Origin of the sequence: Aestuariivirga sp., assembly GCF_046294715.1 — a bacterium.
In the GTDB taxonomy this organism is placed as follows: Bacteria; Pseudomonadota; Alphaproteobacteria; order Rhizobiales; family Aestuariivirgaceae; genus Aestuariivirga.
In genome coordinates this window covers 31,475-49,740 of sequence record NZ_JBKBKI010000020.1, presented here as the reverse complement: position 1 = coordinate 49,740, position 18,266 = coordinate 31,475, and the positions used below count along the sequence as shown (strand labels likewise).

Genomic DNA, 18,266 nt, shown 5'->3' with positions numbered 1-18,266 from the left:
AGAGATGCTCATCATTGCTGCCCCGTTCAACACGTCGTGGAGGCCCGCGAGGGTCGAGATAACGGCGTCGGGCAGAGCGACAATCGATACCTGCAGCGGAACTGAACCGGAGAGCGGCATGCATGAGATCCAGACCGGAACCAGGTGACCAACCTCGGGAACGGCGCATACGTACCATGACTTGTATTTGCGAGGCTTGAGACCGCTCGCGTCGGGACGTCGAGCCGGACGGCTTGTTCGTCCCCGGCAAAATTAAGCCGTCCCAATGGAACAAAAATTTCGAGTGTTTCTAGTTAAAGTTGTGGAATGGCAATTTGGATTGGTGGCACACCGGAACTGCTTGGTGTGAACTGCCTGGCGCTCTTTCACGAGAGGGCCATTTCCTGTATCGTTAAAAAAGAGAGAAGCGCCAAGGAGGGCCCCATGGGCAATCCGCCTTCATTCGGTTCGGTAACACTCGGCGAACTTCGGCGCGCGGGCGAATTGCTGGAGGCTGGCTGCACGAGTTGCTTGAACGTCGACTACCTGGAACCGAGCGCCTTGCCGTTTCGAGACGAGGAAGCGGTGTCGGCCCTTTTTCGACAGCTGCGGTGCTCAGTCTGCGGGCATGAGATGGGCTACAGCCATCCCGTTGGCTGGTGGGCGGCCGTGGACGGGCCCTCCATCCCCATGTGAGAGCCGACAACCGCCGCATAAACCCCGCCGAACGAGGTGTCGTGGTTAGCAAGACCTTGCCCTCTTCCGTCGCATTCTGCAGCCGGAGTTTGCGTGATCGTCAGAGTTTGACCTTACAAACGATTGCAGGTGTCCAGCACCTCAACACAGGAGAACTCGACATGAAGACCCTCTTTCGCTTCTTCGCCAATGACAGCGGCGCGACTGCAATCGAATACGGGTTGATCGCCGCTGCGGTCGGCGGCGTTCTGCTGGCCGTCATGCCGAGCGTCGCCGGCGGTCTCAATACGACCTTCACCAACATCTCCTCGTTCATGTCAGGTGGCGGCGCGCCGGCGCCCTGATCCCACTTCTCTACTTGCAGCACCAGTGACATTCTTCCCGCAGGCCTCGGGTCTGCGGGATTTTTTTGTCTTTTCCGAGTTCAATCACGTCGCCACGGCTTTAGACCTCCTTCGAATGGCCAAGCTCCCTGTACGAAAAGCCGCTGCAGCGGGTGATGCCGTTCACCATCACAGAAAAGCTGAGTTTGGGCGATGAAGGTTCCGCAGAAACAGAATGGCTTTCCAACGCGAGGTATTTGACGATGGACCTGCCTCAATGAGGGCTCATGGTCGTGTTTTAATTCATCCAAATGAGAAGCAGATCGAGGATGCGAACGTGAATCGATTGAAAGGGAAGACCGCGATCGTGACCGGAGGATCCAACGGCATTGGGCGGGCCTGTGTGGAGCGCATGGCGGAAGAGGGCGCTCAGGTGGCGATCTTCGACGTGCTCGAAACCGAAGGACGCAAGCTGGCAGATGATCTCACGAGGCAGGGCCGCGAGGTTGCCTTCTGGACAGTGGATGTGACGAACGAGGCAGCTCTTCAGGAAACCATCGCGCAGGTGGTGGATCGATTCGGCGGTCTTGATGTGATTGTCAACAACGCCGGAATTTCCGGCACCGCCGAGCCTACGGACCGTGTCACAGAGAAGGACTGGGACGACGTCATGGCCGTCAATGTCAAAGGTGTTTTCTTCGGTACAAAGCATGCCATACCGCACCTTAGAAGGGCCGGCGGGGGTTCGATCATCAACCTGTCATCGATACTGGGACTGGTCGGTCAGGGCGGCGTTGCGCCCTATCATGCATCAAAAGGTGCAGTTCGTCTGATGAGCAAGAACGATGCGATCACCTACGCACACGAGAAGATCAGAGTGAACTCCATTCACCCTGGCTACATCTGGACACCCATGGTCGAACATTATCTCAGTTCCTCATCCGAAGGCCTGGAGGCCGCCAGGGCTGCCACGGATGCCGTCCACCCAATTGGTCACATGGGAGAACCCAACGACATCGCCTGGGCTGTCGTGTATCTGGCATCGGACGAGGCGAAGTTCGTCACCGGCGCCGAACTGGTAGTGGATGGCGGTTATACAGCCCGGTGACGGTTCACTCCACCGGCCCTCATCTGGACAAGACCGCAAAAGCAAACTACGGTCCCGCGCGGAAAGCCCTTCGTCTCTAGAGACAAGCTTCCGGCCGGGTCTCTGCAGAGCATCGCCCGGCCCAAGAACGGCAAATAATTCTGGGAGGATTGCAATGAAACTGTCGAGAAGGTCCGTCGTCCTCGGCTCGCTGACGCTGCCACTGATGTCGTCCGTCGCCCTGGCTGCAGACAAGATCCTGGCTTCGGTGCCGGGACTCAGCTTCCCCTTCTTCGTGCATATGATGAACGCCTTCAAGGCGGAGATCGCCAAGCAGGGTTTTGAAGTGGTTGAATCCGACGGGCAGGTATCCTCGCCCAAGCAGACGGCCGACATCGAGGCTGCAATAACACAGGGGGTGAAGGGCATTGTGATCAGCCCGAATGAAGTCGACGCCATGGCTCCCGCGCTTCAGCAGGCGGTGGAGGCCGGTATCCCCGTTGTCACGGTCGATCGTCGCGTGGCACAGGTGGAGGGCATCCTCGCCCACGTCGGCGCCGATAATGTCAAGGGCGGCGAAGCACAGGGTAATCTCATCGTCTCCATGTTCCCGGACGGGGCCACCATCATCAACCTGCAAGGCCAGTCTGGCGCATCTCCCGCCATCGACCGCAACAAGGGCCTGCACAACGTGCTCGATCCTCTTGCGGACAAGTACAAGATTGTTTTCGAGCAGACCGCAGGATTTGCGCGGGATAAAGGCCTTTCGGTGACCGAGGCAGCGCTTTCCGGCCTTGCCGAGCCGCCGAAGGTGATCGTCGCCGCCAACGACGACATGGCGCTGGGCGCCATGGAAGCCGTGAAGGCGCGGGGTCTTTCCGGCATCGCCATCATCGGCTTCGACGCGCTGCCTGAGGCTCTGGCCCAGGTTCGCGACGGCGGCCTCACCGCCACCATCGAGCAGTTCCCTGGCCAACAGAGCGCGCTCGGCGTGCAGACGCTTGTCGCGTTCCTTAAGGACGGCACGAAGCCTGCCGAGAAGGTGCTGCTGATTACGCCGGTCGCCATCACCAAGGATAACCTGAACACTGCCGAACGCCTTGGCGAGGTGAAGTGACGGCATCAAGGACAGCTCCGGCCGGGACATCATCCCGGCCGGAGGACCGTCTCATGGCAGAACCCGCACAAGTGTCCCCCCTCCTGCGCATGCGGGGGATCTCCAAATCCTTCCCTGGCGTCTCTGCCCTCGAATCCGTGGATTTCGAGGTGGGCGAGGCGGAGATTCATGCCTTTCTGGGGGAGAACGGAGCGGGCAAATCCACCCTGCTCAAGATCTTGTCGGGCGCTCAGCCGCCAGACGCCGGGAGTATCTCTTTCGAGGGACGGATGGTGAGCTTCGGCTCCCCTCAGGAAGCCCAGAAAGCCGGCATCGTCACCATCTATCAGGAATTCACCCTGGCGCCGGACATGACGGTGGCCGAAAATGTCTTTATCGGGCGGGAGCCCGGTTCGCGCTTGTTCATCAGCTATCGCCAGCTCGAGGCACAGACGGAGGCGCTCTGCCGCCGGATTGGGCTGGCAAGGAGCCCCAAGGCCCTGGTGCGCGATTTATCCGTCGCCGAACAGCAGATGGTGGAGATCGCCCGTGCCTTGTCCATGAAGTCGCGGCTCATCGTAATGGACGAGCCGACCAGCGCGTTAAGCCACGCCGAGGTCGAAAACCTGTTCAGCATCATCAAGAACCTCAAACGCGAGGGCATCTCGACAATCTTCGTCACCCACCGTCTGGAGGAAGTGTTCGAGATATGCGACAGCTACACTGTGCTTCGTGACGGACACCACGTTGGCAGTGGAAGGGTCAAGGACACCAGCATGGACGGCATCATCCGATTGATGGTGGGCCGTGAACTGGGCTTGCTTACCAGCCGCAGAACATCCTCCGCAACCGCGGAGGTGGCCTTGGAAGCGCGTGGCATCACGAGGCTCCGCAAGAACACCGATGCAAGCGCCATCGAGCTCCACGGCGTCTCATTCAAGGTGCACAAGGGCGAGATCCTGGGGCTTGCGGGGCTGGTGGGCGCTGGCCGAACAGAGACCGCCCGGGCGCTATTCGGCGCCGATCGGTTCGATTCAGGGACTGTGCTCATCGAAGGTCGTGAAATCCGCTTGGCGAGCCCGTGGGATGCCATTTCGAACGGAATCGGCCTCGTTCCGGAGGACAGGAAACAGCAGGCCCTCTTCCTCGCGCTGGCAATCCGCACGAACCTCTCCATTGCATCGCACGACCGCATATCGTCCTTTGGCGTGTTCATAAACCGTTCGAAGGAGGATGTTCTGGTGGAGGAATACCGGCGCCTCCTGAACATCCGCATGGCCTCTCCCGATCAGATCGTGGGCAACCTCTCGGGCGGGAACCAGCAGAAAGTCGTGCTGGCGCGCTGGCTGGCGCTCAGGCCCCGCCTGTTGATCGTGGACGAACCGACGCGAGGCATCGACGTGGGCGCAAAGGTCGAGGTGCACAATCTGCTGTCGGAGATGGCGCGGTCTGGTATCGCCATCATCGTGATCTCATCCGAGCTTCCCGAGGTGCTGGCACTTTCCGACCGCATCGTCACCATGCGCGAGGGCCGTGTAACCGGTGAAATCATGCGGCAGGACGCAACCCAGGAAAAACTGATGACGTTGATGACCATCGGGTCGCTGCGCGCGGCGTGAGGAGAGGCGAAGGATGACGGATGTCGTGACCAGGCCAGCGGAGAAGGGGTTCGATGCCTTCGGGTTTCTGGCGCGCTTTGCGCCTTTGATCTTCCTGTTGCTGCTCATGCTTGTGTTCGCCATCATGGAGCCGCGCTTTCTTTCCTCTGTGAACCTCTTCAACGTGATGCGCCAGGTGTCGATCACCGGGCTCCTGGCCATCGGCATGACATTCGTGATCCTGACAGCGGGCATCGACCTGTCGGTCGGCTCGCTGCTGGCCTTCGCGGGATTGGTGGCGGCCGCAGTTGCCAAAGGCGGCATGCAGGACCGGTTCACCGTGGGCGACGAGACGATCGGATTTGGCTGGCAACTGGCTGCGCTGGCCGCCATCGCCGTGGGCGTGCTCGGCGGTCTCCTACAGGGTATCGCCATCACCCGGCTCAAAGTGCCCGCCTTCGTGGTGACGCTTGGCGGCATGTCGGTTTTCCGGGGGGCAGCACTTCTCTTCGCGGCTGGAGGACCGATCTCCGGCTTCCAACCAGATTATACCTGGTGGGGCCAAGGCCGAATTCTTTCGGTCCCCGTTCCAGTCATTATCTTCCTGGTGGCCGCGGTCATTGCTCATGTCGTGCTGAGCTACACGCGATACGGGCGGCGTGTCTATGCAGTAGGGGGAAACCCTGAGGCGGCACGCCTTGCCGGCGTAAACGTCAATGCGGTGATCGCCAGCGTTTACATCATCATGGGATTCTTCGCGGGACTCGGCGCCTTCGTGCTCTCTGCCCGTCTCAATTCCGCGGAAGCCGTGGCAGGCACTGGCTACGAGCTCACCGTCATAGCTTCCGTGGTGATCGGCGGCACCAGCCTATTCGGCGGCTCGGGGTCGATCTTCGGCACCGTGATCGGCACACTCCTCATCGGTGTTCTGCTGAACGGACTGGTGCTCATGAACGTGAACTCCTATGTCCAGCAGATCATCATCGGCATCATCATCGTCCTGGCGGTCGCTTTCGACACATTTGCGAAATCCCGCCGCAAACGTGCCTGAAAGAGTTTACTTGCCGTGGACGCTGGCGGCGATCACGCAGCAAACCGAAGCAGCTATGCCCCCTCGCCGAGCAAGGCACTGATCGATCCGCTGCCTTCAAGGCAACGAATTGCACCAGCAAAGAGCGGAGCAGCGCTGACGATTTCGCAGCGTGAAGCGACGAACGCGCTGGTGATCCGGAAGGGCGGCACGCTATCGCTAATGAGAATGTGGTCGAGTTCCGCCCTGCTTAAGGTCGCCTCTGCGTTCCCGGTGAAGAGACCATGCGCGGCACAGCAGGTGACGCTCTCAGCGCCGTGATCGCGCAGCGCGACCGCCGCCTTCGCCATTGTCCCGCCCGAAGAAATCAGATCGTCCACCACGATGGCCAGGGTGCCTCTGACATCGCCCACCAGCAACTCCCCAGTTACCACCCCGGCGGTTCGGCGCTTTTCCATGAAAGCCTGGCCCACCGGCCGTCCAAGCCTCCCCTCCAGCATTTCGCGGAAAAGTTGGGCGCGTTTCACGCCTCCAGGGTCTGGGGAAACTACCGAGACGGGCCTCCCTGACAGCCTTTCCGCGAGGCGGTCTATGAAGAGCCGCCGTGTGTCCAGATGAACGGTTTCGCAGCGAAACGCGTTTTGGAACGCTACGATATTGTGTACATCGAGCGTCACTACGCAATCGGCGCCGGAGGCCTCCAGAAGACGGGCGATTGACTGGGTGGTAACCGGATCGCGGCTCTTCGTCTGGCGGTCTTTCCGGGAATAGGCCAGATAAGGAACATGCGCCGTCACCCGTGCCGCGCCGTTACTCTTGAGGGTCGCGACAAAGAAGAGTAACTTGCACAACTTGTCATTGACCCCCTCCTCCGGACCGCCATGAAGGCTCTGGACCACATGGACACTGTGGCCCCTCACACTCACAAGGGGACGGGTCTTGTGCTCTCCGTCTTCGAAGCCGCGCTCTTCATGAAGGTCCGGTTCGCGGTCGAGCAGGCGCGCGACCTCGTGGCCGAAGGCGGTCGTGCTAGAGAGTGCGAAAATCCGCATATTGCGCTTTCTATAGTGAAGCCGGGCGGCAACATTGCGTCAGATCAAGTGGCTCATTGGCCGTTTGAATCAAACTGCGGAACTTGCATGAGATTCCCAAGGTAGATGACCGTTAGTCCACAGCCAAGCCTCGAGCAGAAAGTCGCATTCCTGAAGCGGGCCGACTCTTATCCGCACCACCCGGGCGTCGTGGAAGCGAAGGAAACGCACATGTCCTGGGTGTTCCTCGCCGGCAACCTCGTCTACAAGCTGAAGAAACCTGTCTCCTACCGTTATTTCGACTTCACCACGCTCGAGTCCAGGCGGCTGAATTGCCTCGCGGAACTGAAACTCAACGGGAGACTCGCGGAGGGCGTCTACCTCGACGTCGTTCCTCTCCGTGCCGCTCTAGACGGCACCCTGACCTTCAATTCAGGAGACGGGGTGGTAGAGTGGCTCGTCCGCATGAGGCGGCTACCCGCCGAGCGCATGCTGGACGCCCTAATCCAGGATGGCGGTGTCGAGCACCGCGACGTTCAAAAGGCAGCGCAAAAACTCGCAGGATTTTACGTCACCTGCACGCCGCAGGACGTCGGAGTGGACTGGGCGCTTGCGCGATTCAGCGCGGAACACGAGGAAGACCGGACGCTACTATCGGACAGCCGCTTCAACCTTGAGCAAGACCGGACAGCAGCTGCGCTCTTTATGATGAGGCGGGCGATCGGCAAAGTCGCGCCTCTGCTTGAGGTGCGCTGTACCGAACGAGCGTTTGTGGAGGGCCACGGAGACCTGCGCCCGGAGCACATATGCCTTCTGCCGCAGCCCGTCTTCATTGATTGTCTGGAGTTCAACCGTGAGCTGAGATTGCTCGACCCCTTTGACGAGATTGCCTACCTGGGCCTCGAATGCGAAAGACTGGGGGCGGCGTGGGTCGGCGAGGTTTTCCTCTCCTCGGCAAGGGAAAGCCTTCTGACGTCGGCTCCGGAACCGCTTCTCTGCTTCTATCGCGCCGCACGCGCCTTGCTCCGCGCCCGGCTCGCCCTAGCCCACTTGACCGAACCGCAGCCGCGGACACCGGAGAAATGGGAGCCGCGTGCAAGACAGTACATCCGCATTGCTGAAGCGTCGCTCGAGAGGCTTTCGACCCTTCTTGGCGGGGGAAGCGAATAGTCTCTTGCCCGCCTCGCCATCTGCCACCTGCCCTTCGGTAAGTTGCACGACCTTCTCGGGTAGATTCGGCTGGTTAAGGTTCCAAAGCTTGTCCTGAATCAATGCAGTCGGCCCGAACCGGGGATCATGTTGACCTCGGCTCGCAAACCGATGGGAGTTGGCATGATTGCACCCGACCCGTTCTGGCAAATGGCCGAGAGAGACCTCGCGGGCTTCTCCGACAACAAGGGCATCAACATTGCTCATGAGACCTGCGATTGCCACGTGGAGCGGGGCGACGGCGCACGTATCGCAATCCGATGGCTCGGCGCCGGCGGCGAGGCGCGGAACATCACTTATGCAGAACTGAGCAGGGCCAGCAATCGTTTCGCAAACGTGCTCCGCAGCCTAGGGATCGGGAGCGGTGACAAGGTGTTCACGCTCCTCGGGCGTGTACCTGAGCTCCATATCGCCGCACTTGGAACGTGGAAGCGCGGGGCGGTCTTCTGCCCCCTGTTCTCCGCTTTCGGGCCGGAGCCCGTGAAGGCACGCATGCTGATCGCAAAGCCCTCGCTGCTGGTCACCAGCAGCCGGCATTACCTGCGGAAGATCAAGCCCATTCTAGAAGACCTGCCCTTCCTGAAGCACATCATCCTGACGGACGGCGGCGAAGGTGGCCAGAACTTCTCCAGTCTTCTCACCCAGGCCGAGGAGGACTTTCAATCGGCGCCCACCGCGGCAGAGGATCTTGCCATCCTGCACTTTACCAGCGGCACGACGGGGAAGCCCAAGGCTGCGATGCATGTTCATGCAGCGGTGATCGCCCACAAAGCCACGGCGCGGCACGCGCTCGACCTTCGGCAGAACGATGTCTACTGGTGCACTGCCGATCCAGGCTGGGTGACCGGCACCTCATACGGCATCATCGCGCCTCTCGCTGTCGGCGCGACACTTATTCTTGACGAGGCCGAATTTGACGCCGAGCGTTGGTATGCCAATCTCGAGAAGCAGCATGTGAACGTCTGGTACACGGCGCCGACCGCGGTACGCATGCTGATCCGGGCAGGAGACGAACTTCCAAGGCGTTATGATCTCTCGGCGCTCCGCTTCATCGCCAGCGTCGGCGAACCGCTCCATCCCGAGGCGGTAATCTGGGGCCGTGACGTGCTTGGCCGCCCGATCCATGATAATTGGTGGCAAAGCGAGACGGGAGGCATCATGATCGCCAACACGTCCGGCATGGAGATCAGGCCAGGTTCCATGGGAAAGCCGTTGCCGGGCATCACCGCGGGCATCGTGAAGCGCAGCGACACAGGCGTTTACGAAATCATCGAACCGGGTGTGGAAGGAGAACTCGCTCTGCGGCCAGGCTGGCCGTCGATGTTTCGCGGCTATCTCGGTGAAGACGAGCGCTACCGCAGGTGCTTCGCCGAGGGCTGGTATCTCACCGGAGACATGGCAAGGCGCGATGCGGAAGGTTACTACTGGTTCGTTGGCCGCGCCGACGACGTGATCAAGTCTTCAGGCCACCTGATCGGGCCTTTCGAAGTTGAGGCTGCGCTCCTCTCGCACGGCGCCGTGGCAGAGGCCGCGGCGATCGGGCTGCCAGACCCCATTGCTGGAGAGGTGGTCAAGGCCTTCGTGAGTCTGAAGCCCGGCCGCGTGCCGGATGAGGCGCTGCTCAAGGAGCTGCTCGGCCATGCCCGCAAGCTTCTTGGTCCCGCCGTGGCTCCTCGCCAGATCGCATTCACCGAGAGCCTGCCAAGGACCCGCTCCGGCAAGATCATGCGGCGGCTCCTCAAAGCGCGGGAACTGGGTCTGCCCGAGGGAGATCTTTCCACCTTGGAGACCAGTGCATGAGCAGCGCGGACACCAAGGTTCATCTTGATCATGCACATGCGTCGAAGCTTCTCCGACGCATGATGTTGATCCGCCGCTTCGAGGAACGTTGTGCCGAACTCTATAGCGAACAGAAGATAAGGGGATTCCTCCACCTTTATGTGGGTGAGGAGGCGAATGCCGTCGGCGTGATGGAGGTCATGACCGCCGAGGATGCGGTGGTCGCAACTTATCGTGAGCATGGCCACGCCCTGGCCCGCGCCATTCCTGCGAGGGAGGTGATGGCGGAGATGTTCGGCAAGGCTTCTGGTTCAAGCCGGGGCCGAGGCGGTTCCATGCATGTTTTCGATGCGAAACGGCGCTTCTATGGCGGCAACGCCATCGTCGGCGGCGGTCTGCCGCTCGCCGTGGGCCTTGCACTCGCCGATCGGATGCAGGGACGCAGCCGCATCACCTGCTGCTTCTTCGGAGAGGGTGCCGCTGCCGAGGGTGCATTCCACGAGAGCATGAATCTCGCAGCACTCTGGAAGCTCCCCATACTCTTCGTGTGCGAAAACAACGGCTATGCGATGGGCACTGCACTGGCGCGCTCCGAATCGGAACCTGACTTCTGCCGCCATGCCGCGAGCTACCGCATTCCGGCTGAGGCGGTAGACGGAATGGACGTGGTGGCTGTCGAACGGGCGGCGCGCAAGGCCGCAGCGGCCATCCGGGCAGGCGAGGGCCCCTTCTTTCTGGAGAACCGCACGTATCGCTTCCGGGCCCACTCCATGTTTGACCCCGAACTCTACCGCGGCAAGGAGGAAGTGGCCGAATGGAAGAAGCGCTGCCCGATCGAACGGTTTCGCGACTGGGCACTCTCCGCTGGCATCTTGCATCACTCCGACGTCAGCGAGATCGAAGCCTCCGTGAAATCGGAAATCGAGCAGGCGGTCGCTTTCGCAGAACAGGCGCCCTGGGAACCCGCCGAGACTCTTCTGCAGGACGTGATGACGCCCCGTGAAGGTGTAGCGTCGTGAGCCGCCGTCTCACCTACCGCGAAGCGGTGCGCGAGGCGCTGCAAGAGGCCCTGCGCAGCGACCCGCGCGTCTTCCTCATGGGAGAAGACGTCGGCCGCTATGGCGGCTCCTATGGCTGCTCGAAGGGGCTTCTCGCCGAGTTCGGTGAGGACCGAGTGCGCGATACGCCGCTGTCGGAGGCAGGCTTTACAGGGGCCGGAATCGGGGCGGCACTCAACGGCATGCGGCCAATCGTCGAGATCATGACGGTGAATTTCAGCCTCCTGGCACTCGACCAGATCGTCAATACGGCAGCAACGCTGCGGCACATGTCCGGTGGCCAGTTCTCGGTTCCCCTCGTCATCCGAATGGCAACGGGGGCCGGGCGCCAGCTTGCCGCACAGCATTCCCACAGCCTCGAGAACTGGTTTGCTCATGTCCCCGGCATAAGCGTGGTCGCCCCCGCGACTGTGGCGGATGCGCGGGGCATGCTCGGTGCAGCTCTCAAGGAACCAGATCCCGTCGTGATCTTCGAGCATGCCATGCTCTACAACGATGAAGGGGACGTAGCGGACGATCCGTTGCCACCAGTGCCGCTCACCGGGGCAGCCATCCGCCGCGCGGGCCGTGATGTCAGCCTGATCACCTATGGCGGTAGTTTGAAGAAGGTGCTCTCCGCTGCAGAAGAACTTGCACGTTCTGGGATCGACAGCGAGGTCATCGACCTGCGTTCGCTACGGCCACTGGATGAGACCACCATCGCCTCCTCGGTTGAAAAGACGCACCGGGCGGTGGTCGTCGACGAGGGCTGGCGCAGCGGAAGCCTCGCCGCGGAGGTTTCTGCGCGGATTACGGAAAGGGCCTTCTTTGCGCTGGACTGGCCCGTGGAGCGCGTGTGCAGCGCCGAAGTCCCGATCCCCTACCCTCGTCATCTCGAGCTCGCCGCGACCCCGCAGGTGGAGGGGATCATGTCTGCCGTCCGCCGGGTGATGCGAGCATGAGCGAGTTCCGCATGCCCTCGCTGGGGGCGGACATGGACGACGGCAAGCTCGTCGAATGGCTGAAGAAGCCCGGAGACGAGCTCAGGCGCGGCGACATCATCGCGGTGGTCGAAACCCAGAAAGGTGCAATCGAGATCGAGGTCTTCCATGACGGGGTCCTGGAAGAGACCGTCGCAAAGCCAGGGACGACCCTTCCCGTGGGCGCCTTGCTGGCCATCATTCGTACACCGGGCGAGCCGGCGCCCGCGAATGCTTCATCATCGCCACCGGCAGAGCCCGTGCATCCGGTTTCGCCGATCCCGGTTGCGCCAGTCTCTCCCGTTCATCTCACCCACGGCCTGAAGGCGAGCCCAGCCGCGCGCCAGGAAGCGAAGAACAGAGGCATCGATATCGGCCTCCTCAAACCCGGCCCGGACGGCATCATCGGCCTCCGCGAACTAGCCGAAGTTGCGAGCGCTGCAGCGCCTGTGCCGGCGCGCAGAGGCATCGATCTCGACGAGATGCGCAAGGCCATAGGGGCCGCCATGGCCCGAAGCAAGCGCGAGATTCCCCACTACTATGTGACGTCCGCCATCGATGTTTCGGGCATGATGAACTGGTTGTCGCAAGAAAACGCCGCCCGTCCGGTGGCGTCTCGCCTTCTCCCTTTGGTGCCCATCATCAAGGCATGCGCGCAGGCGCTCTCAAAAGTGAAGGAACTGAACGGCCGCTATGTGGAGGACCGGTTTTTCCCCTCTTCCTCGGTCAAGATGGGTGTGGGAATTGCGCTCAGGGGCGGCGGCCTCATCGCCCCGGCGATCGACCGCGTCGAGAGCCTGGGACTTGACGAGATCATGGCACGGCTCAGCGATCTTACGTCACGCACCCGCGGAGGCAGACTGAGGAGTTCGGAGCTGACCGAGGCTTCCGTCACCCTCTCCAGCCTCGGCGAGAATTCCGCAGACACGCTCCTCCCCATCATCTACCCGCCGCAGGTCGCCATCATCGGTGTGGGCCGCATCGAGGACAGGCCCTGGTCCGTCGAGGGCGGCATAGGTCTTCGAAAGATTGCGAGTTTCACCGTGGCGGGAGATCATCGGGTGAGTGACGGCCGAAGTGCGGCCCGCTTCCTGCAGATCGTCCAGTCCTTTCTCGACAAGCCGGAGGATTCATGAGCGGCGGAGACATCGAATCGATCGTAAGGACATCGCTTTACAGCGTAGCACCCGATCTCGAGAGTGAAGAGATCGACCCTGAACTGCCCTTCAACGCACAGTTCGAGTTCGATTCCATGGATTTTCTCAACTTCGTGATCGCCCTGAACAAGGCGACTGGCCTTGCTCTTCCCGAGAGGGACTATCCGCGCTTGACCTCACTTTCCTCGGCCACGGCCTACCTTTCCGAACATCTTTCCGGCAGTAAGGCGGAGTAGCTCACTTGCCAGCCAAAAGAGATGTGACATGACGTTCTCCAGCTTCGCTTCGCGCGAGGAGGCGGGACGCCATCTCGCCCGGCGATTGAAAGAAATGAACATCGAGGACTCCGTGGTCCTGGCTCTCCCCCGGGGCGGCGTTCCGGTCGCCTCGGAGGTTGCGAGGGAATTGCATGCGCCGCTGGACGTGCTTCTCGTCCGGAAGATCGGCGTGCCGTGGCAGGCGGAGCTGGCCGTCGCGGCTATTGTCGATGGCGGAAGCCCCGATCTCGTGGTCAACGAAGGGGTCATGGCGGCGGTGGGTATCAGCCGTGCCGAGATCGACGATCTGGCCAGGCCGCAGCTACAGGAAATCGAGCGCCGCCGCGGGATCTACATCGGAGACCGTGAACCAGCCGTCCTTCGTGACAAGACCGTCATCGTCGTCGATGATGGCATCGCCACGGGAACGACGGCCAAGGCCGCCCTCCAGGCCCTGAGGCGCCGCGCGCCAAGGAAGCTCATTCTCGCAGTGCCCGTCGGATCTCCGGATGCCATTGCAGATCTGCAGCGATGCGCGGATCAGATCATTTGCTTGCACACTCCCGCCAACTTCTATGCCATCGGCGAGTTCTATCGTGATTTTCACCAGCTCAGCGATCGAGACGTCATCGAGGCGCTTGCTCGGCTCGCAACGGACCAAGGAACCAGTCATGTCTGACACACCCGTCATTCCGTTCGAAGATCTGCGACGGCAGGATGTGGGGCTCGTCGGCGGGAAGAACGCCTCACTCGGCGAACTGATCAGTCAGCTCACAAAAGCGGGCGTGCGGGTGCCGCCCGGTTTTGCAACGACTGCAGCTGTCTACCGGGGGTTTCTCGACGCCAACAATCTCCTGCCACTGATCCGTTCGGCGATCGAGGAATATGAGACAGGCGCACGCAATCTGGCCGAGACCGGCAGCGCCGTGCGTGAGGCGATCCTGAGGGGTGCCTGGCCGGCTCCCGAAGCGAGCGCCATCATCGCTGCCTACCGCTCGCTGTGCCAGGCTTCGGGGAAAACGGACGCCGCGGTCGCCGTGCGCTCGAGCGCAACGGCCGAAGACTTGCCGGATGCCAGCTTCGCCGGCCAGCAGGAGACCTACCTGAACGTGCGCGGGGAACTCGCCCTCCTTAACGCCTGCAGGCGTTGCTTCGCCTCGCTCTTCACCGATCGGGCCATCTCCTATCGCCGCGCCAAGGGTTTCGATCACATGAGCGTCGCCCTTTCCGTAGGCGTGCAGATGATGGTGCGCTCCGATCTCGCCGGCTCAGGAGTCATGTTCTCGATCGACACGGAGACGGGCTTCGACAAGGTGGTCATCATCGACGCGGCGTACGGACTCGGGGAAAACGTCGTGCAGGGCGCCGTCGATCCGGACCAGTACCTGGTCTTCAAGCCGTTCCTGGACCGGCCCGGTATCTCTCCGATTCTGGAGCGGAAACTTGGCGGGAAGGCGATCAAAATGGTCTACGCGGAGGGAAGTGATCGTCCTCTGCGCAATCTGCCAACGTCTAGGATCGAGCGCGCTTCCTTCGTTCTTTCGGACGCGGAGATTGTGCAGCTTGCTGGCTGGGCCAAGGTCATCGAGGGCCATTACGGCTGCCCCATGGACATGGAATGGGCAAAGGACGGCGAGACGGGCGAGCTCTTCATCGTTCAGGCCAGGCCCGAAACGGTACAGGCGCGGCGCGACAGTCTGGCCTTCCGCAGTTACCGCGTGAAGGCCAGCGGCAGCCCGGTGGCCAGGGGTATTGCCATTGGCGACTCCGCGGTGAGGGGCAATGTCTGCATCATCGAGAATGCCGCGGACATCGGCAAATTCGTCGACGGCTCGATTCTCGTGACCAGCACCACCGATCCGGACTGGGTTCCGATCATGAAGCGGGCTCGCGCCATCGTGACCGATCATGGTGGCCGCACATCGCACGCCGCCATCGTGAGCCGGGAACTCGGCGTGCCGGCCATTGTCGGCACCGGCAATGCCACGGCCGTTCTCCACGACGAGCAGGAGGTCACAGTCTCATGCGCGGAGGGTGATGAGGGCTTTGTCTATGCAGGACCAGCAGAGATCGAGAGCGAGGATGTGGACGTGAGGGACATTCCCCCCACGAAGACGAAAATCATGCTCAACATGGCGAACCCTGCTGCAGCGTTCCGCTGGTGGCGGCTGCCGGCGAAGGGCGTCGGGCTCGCACGCATGGAATTCGTCATTTCCAACCACATCCGCATTCACCCGATGGCGCTCGTGCGCTTTGCCGAGCTGCGGGATCTCCAGGCAAAGAAACTCATCGAGGAGCTGACATCCAGCTATTCCGACAAGACCCAATACTTCGTGGACAAGCTGGCGCAGGGCCTGGCGCGGATCGCTGCCGCCTTCTTCCCCCTCCCCGTCATTGTGCGCATGAGCGACTTCAAGACCAACGAATATGCGCGGCTGATCGGTGGCGCCGAATTCGAAACCACGGAAGAAAACCCGATGATCGGCTTTCGCGGTGCCTCACGCTATCATTCTCCGCGCTACCGCGATGGCTTCGCCCTCGAATGCCGGGCGATCCGTCGCCTTCGCGAGGAGATGGGCTTCAGCAACGTGATCGTCATGATACCTTTTTGCCGCTCGGCTGCAGAAGCAGACCTCGTTCTGGAGACCATGGCCTCAAACGGCCTCAGGCGCGGAGAACACGGCCTCGAAGCCTACGTCATGTGCGAAATTCCCTCGAACGTCATCCTTGCGGCCGACTTCGCCAAGCGCTTCGATGGATTTTCGATCGGATCGAACGACCTGACCCAGCTGACCCTCGGCATCGACCGCGACTCCGCGGAACTTGCCTCCGCCTTTGATGAACAGGACCCGGCGGTAAAATGGATGATCCGAAACGTCATCGCGGAGGCCCATCGCGCCGGCGCGAAGGTCGGCCTGTGCGGCCAGGCCCCCAGCGATCATCCCGAGTTCGCACGATTTCTGGTCGACTGCGGGATTGACTCGATCTCTGTGAGCCCGGACAGTTTCGTGGCGGTAAGCCGGATCGTGGCACAGCACGAGGCCCGCCTGCCCAGCGAGACGCAGGGCTCGTGAAAGTCGTTACGGATCAGGGGGTTGGGACGATGAATGGCGGAAGAGATGAATGGCGGAAGAGGAGGGATTCGAACCCTCGTTACGCTTTCACGTAAACACGCGTTCCAGGCGTGCGCCTTAAACCACTCGGCCACCCTTCCAAAGCCGGGCGGAATATAGCCAGCGGAACCGCTAAATCAAGCATTGTTGAGTGGCGGCGGAAAGATTGTGCTCCTATATCTCCCGCATCAGCGAAGGGATTTCCGCCATGTTCTTCACCCGCCAGAAAACCCGCATGATTTCGCCCGAAGAGGCGCTTCCTGGGCGCTCGACACCGGTTCCCTCTGCCGAGCGTCATCTCCTCAGCGGCAACCCGCTCCAGGGCCCCTATCCGGCGGGACACGAGGTGGCCATCTTCGCGCTTGGTTGCTATTGGGGGGCTGAGCGCAAGTTCTGGCAGGTACCGGGAGTATGGGTCACGGCAGTCGGCAATGCCGGCGGGTTCACGCCACACCCGACCTATGAAGAGGTTTGCAGCGGACTGACCGGGCATGCCGAGTCCGTGCTGGTGGTGTATGATCCCTCGAAAGTCCCCTACGAGGCTCTCCTGAAGGTGTTCTTTGAGTCTCATGACCCCACCCAGGGCATGCGCCAGGGCAATGACGTTGGTACGCAATATCGTTCCGCCATCTATTGGACAACGCCGGCCCAGCGCGAGGCCGCGCAAGCGGCGAAGCATGCCTACGATGCGGCGCTGAAGGGCGCGGGCTTTGGCCCCATTACCACCGAAATCGCCGAAGCCGGACCCTTCTATTTCGCCGAAGCCTATCACCAGCAATATCTCGCCAGGAACCCCAACGGCTATTGTGGCCTGGGGGGCACCGGCGTCGCGTGCCCGATCGGCGCCGGCGTCGCCGCCTGAGAGCAGGAAAGCGTCCGTCAGTCCTTGAAGGCGACGGACGTGCCCTTCTTCACCATCTTCGAGAGTTCTTCTGCATCCCAATTGGTCAGCCGCACGCAGCCATGCGACTGCGTCTTGGCGATGAGGGAGGGCTCCGGCGTGCCGTGAATGCCATAGGTGGGCTCGGTCAGATCGATCCATACCGTGCCTACCGGATTGTTGGGTCCGGCCGCGATTTCAAGCAGTCCATCGGCCTTTACCCCGCTGAAGTTCAGCTTCTTGGGATCGTAGTAGTATGTGGGTTCCGGGGCGATGGTGCGCACCTCGTGCGTTCCTGTGGGACTCGGCATGTCGCTGCTGCCGATGGTGGCGGGATAGAAGGCGACGAGCTCGTCCTGGTCGTCATAGGCAAAGAGCCCACCCAGGGACTTGTCGACGTCGATGCGGGTGACGGTTTCCTTCTCCTCCCGGCTGCTCACCCTGGCGACGGTGATTTCGGTGCCGGCCTTGGAGAAATCGGCCCCTGGGTTCAGCGCCTCCAGCAGGTCCTCGTCCATGTGGAACTTTTCCGCAAGGAGTTCGCGTGGCGAGGTATAGGAGAGGGCGTCGAGCTTCGCCATGTCTTCCAGTTTCTCCGGAACGGAGTCCAGGAAGGGGCCGCTCACGTCCTCTTCCTTGATCGTGTATCGGGTGAGCACCGGCTCGCCACCTTCACCGGCAAGCTGGGCAAGCAATTTCTCGTCCGGCTTGCCGTCCGCTTCGAGCCCATTGGCCTGCTCATAGGCGGAGATCGCCTTGGAAACGTTCTCACCCGCCAGCCCGTCGATGACGCCGGGCGAGAAGCGCGAACGGTCAAGGAGAACCTGGAGACGGATCATCGCCGGGTCAATGGTATTGGCCTCGCCCTGCTCGAAGCTCTGGGCGTTCTCCACCGCGTCTGGGGAGAGTTCCGCGGCGAGCGCCCCCTGCGGCAGGAGCATGACGATCATCAGGGCGAGAAAGAGAATGGCGGGCATGGCGGAACTCATGGAGATTTCGACGGGTTTGGACCGG

General features: G+C 61.6%; 17 protein-coding genes and 1 tRNA gene. 15 read left to right on the top strand and 3 right to left on the bottom strand.

Annotated elements, in window-relative coordinates:
- Positions 1-306 precede the first annotated feature (306 nt).
- From ACK4HL_RS13820 to ACK4HL_RS13795, 6 genes are all read left to right on the top strand, one after another.
- On the top strand, positions 307-675 hold the full coding sequence (locus ACK4HL_RS13820) for a hypothetical protein (protein ID WP_409761279.1): 369 nt from the start codon (positions 307-309) through the stop codon (positions 673-675).
- Positions 676-836: 161 nt separating this feature from the next.
- A complete protein-coding gene (locus ACK4HL_RS13815) occupies positions 837-1,019 on the top strand; it encodes a Flp family type IVb pilin (protein ID WP_409761277.1) in 183 nt (60 codons plus the stop codon).
- A 214-nt stretch (positions 1,020-1,233) separates the two neighbouring features.
- Complete coding sequence (locus ACK4HL_RS13810) at positions 1,234-2,106, top strand: SDR family NAD(P)-dependent oxidoreductase (protein WP_409761275.1); 873 nt, start codon at positions 1,234-1,236, stop codon at positions 2,104-2,106.
- 205 nt (positions 2,107-2,311) lie between these two features.
- Positions 2,312-3,202: a substrate-binding domain-containing protein gene (locus ACK4HL_RS13805; protein WP_409761273.1), complete on the top strand. Its 891-nt coding sequence runs from the start codon at positions 2,312-2,314 to the stop codon at positions 3,200-3,202.
- Positions 3,203-3,255: 53 nt separating this feature from the next.
- A complete protein-coding gene (locus tag ACK4HL_RS13800; protein WP_409761271.1) occupies positions 3,256-4,800 on the top strand; it encodes a sugar ABC transporter ATP-binding protein in 1,545 nt (514 codons plus the stop codon).
- Positions 4,801-4,813: 13 nt separating this feature from the next.
- Positions 4,814-5,830 carry an ABC transporter permease gene (locus ACK4HL_RS13795; RefSeq protein ID WP_409761269.1) on the top strand — a complete coding sequence of 339 codons (1,017 nt, stop codon included), beginning with the start codon at positions 4,814-4,816 and terminating at the stop codon, positions 5,828-5,830.
- A gap of 53 nt (positions 5,831-5,883) precedes the next feature.
- On the opposite strand, the gene ACK4HL_RS13790 is transcribed toward ACK4HL_RS13795, so the two are convergent.
- On the bottom strand, positions 5,884-6,861 hold the full coding sequence (locus ACK4HL_RS13790; RefSeq protein WP_409761267.1) for a ribose-phosphate diphosphokinase: 978 nt from the start codon (positions 6,859-6,861) through the stop codon (positions 5,884-5,886).
- Positions 6,862-7,071: 210 nt separating this feature from the next.
- Between ACK4HL_RS13790 and ACK4HL_RS13785 the strand changes: the two genes are divergently transcribed.
- The 8 genes from ACK4HL_RS13785 to ppsA all read left to right on the top strand — a co-directional run bounded on the left by ACK4HL_RS13785 (position 7,072) and on the right by ppsA (position 16,333).
- Positions 7,072-8,010 carry a hypothetical protein gene (locus tag ACK4HL_RS13785; RefSeq protein ID WP_409761265.1) on the top strand — a complete coding sequence of 313 codons (939 nt, stop codon included), beginning with the start codon at positions 7,072-7,074 and terminating at the stop codon, positions 8,008-8,010.
- 162 nt (positions 8,011-8,172) lie between these two features.
- Positions 8,173-9,849 (top strand): acetate--CoA ligase, encoded by a 1,677-nt coding sequence (gene acsA, locus ACK4HL_RS13780; protein WP_409761263.1) that lies wholly within the window; start codon positions 8,173-8,175, stop codon positions 9,847-9,849.
- Positions 9,846-10,847: a pyruvate dehydrogenase (acetyl-transferring) E1 component subunit alpha gene (pdhA, locus tag ACK4HL_RS13775; RefSeq protein WP_409761261.1), complete on the top strand. Its 1,002-nt coding sequence runs from the start codon at positions 9,846-9,848 to the stop codon at positions 10,845-10,847. The genes acsA and pdhA overlap by 4 nt, the downstream gene beginning before the upstream one ends.
- The gene (locus ACK4HL_RS13770) at positions 10,844-11,827 is read left to right on the top strand and encodes an alpha-ketoacid dehydrogenase subunit beta (RefSeq protein ID WP_409761259.1); all 984 of its coding nucleotides are present in this window, start codon (positions 10,844-10,846) and stop codon (positions 11,825-11,827) included. The genes pdhA and ACK4HL_RS13770 overlap by 4 nt, the downstream gene beginning before the upstream one ends.
- Positions 11,824-12,981 (top strand): dihydrolipoamide acetyltransferase family protein, encoded by a 1,158-nt coding sequence (locus ACK4HL_RS13765; protein WP_409761257.1) that lies wholly within the window; start codon positions 11,824-11,826, stop codon positions 12,979-12,981. Before ACK4HL_RS13770 ends, ACK4HL_RS13765 begins: the two co-directional genes overlap by 4 nt.
- Entirely contained in the window at positions 12,978-13,238 is a 261-nt protein-coding gene (locus ACK4HL_RS13760) for an acyl carrier protein (protein ID WP_409761255.1), read from the top strand. Before ACK4HL_RS13765 ends, ACK4HL_RS13760 begins: the two co-directional genes overlap by 4 nt.
- A gap of 28 nt (positions 13,239-13,266) precedes the next feature.
- A complete protein-coding gene (locus ACK4HL_RS13755) occupies positions 13,267-13,938 on the top strand; it encodes a phosphoribosyltransferase (protein ID WP_409761253.1) in 672 nt (223 codons plus the stop codon).
- On the top strand, positions 13,931-16,333 hold the full coding sequence (ppsA, locus tag ACK4HL_RS13750; RefSeq protein WP_409761308.1) for a phosphoenolpyruvate synthase: 2,403 nt from the start codon (positions 13,931-13,933) through the stop codon (positions 16,331-16,333). Before ACK4HL_RS13755 ends, ppsA begins: the two co-directional genes overlap by 8 nt.
- Positions 16,334-16,383: 50 nt before the next feature.
- Here ppsA and ACK4HL_RS13745 read toward each other — a convergent pair.
- Positions 16,384-16,473, bottom strand: a tRNA-Ser gene (locus ACK4HL_RS13745).
- A 107-nt stretch (positions 16,474-16,580) separates the two neighbouring features.
- Here ACK4HL_RS13745 and msrA point away from each other — a divergent pair.
- Complete coding sequence (msrA, locus tag ACK4HL_RS13740) at positions 16,581-17,234, top strand: peptide-methionine (S)-S-oxide reductase MsrA (RefSeq protein ID WP_409761306.1); 654 nt, start codon at positions 16,581-16,583, stop codon at positions 17,232-17,234.
- Between the two features lie 17 nt (positions 17,235-17,251).
- Here the strand turns inward: msrA and ACK4HL_RS13735 are convergent, their stop codons facing one another.
- The gene (locus tag ACK4HL_RS13735) at positions 17,252-18,229 is read right to left on the bottom strand and encodes a L,D-transpeptidase family protein (protein WP_409761251.1); all 978 of its coding nucleotides are present in this window, start codon (positions 18,227-18,229) and stop codon (positions 17,252-17,254) included.
- Positions 18,230-18,266 lie beyond the last annotated feature (37 nt).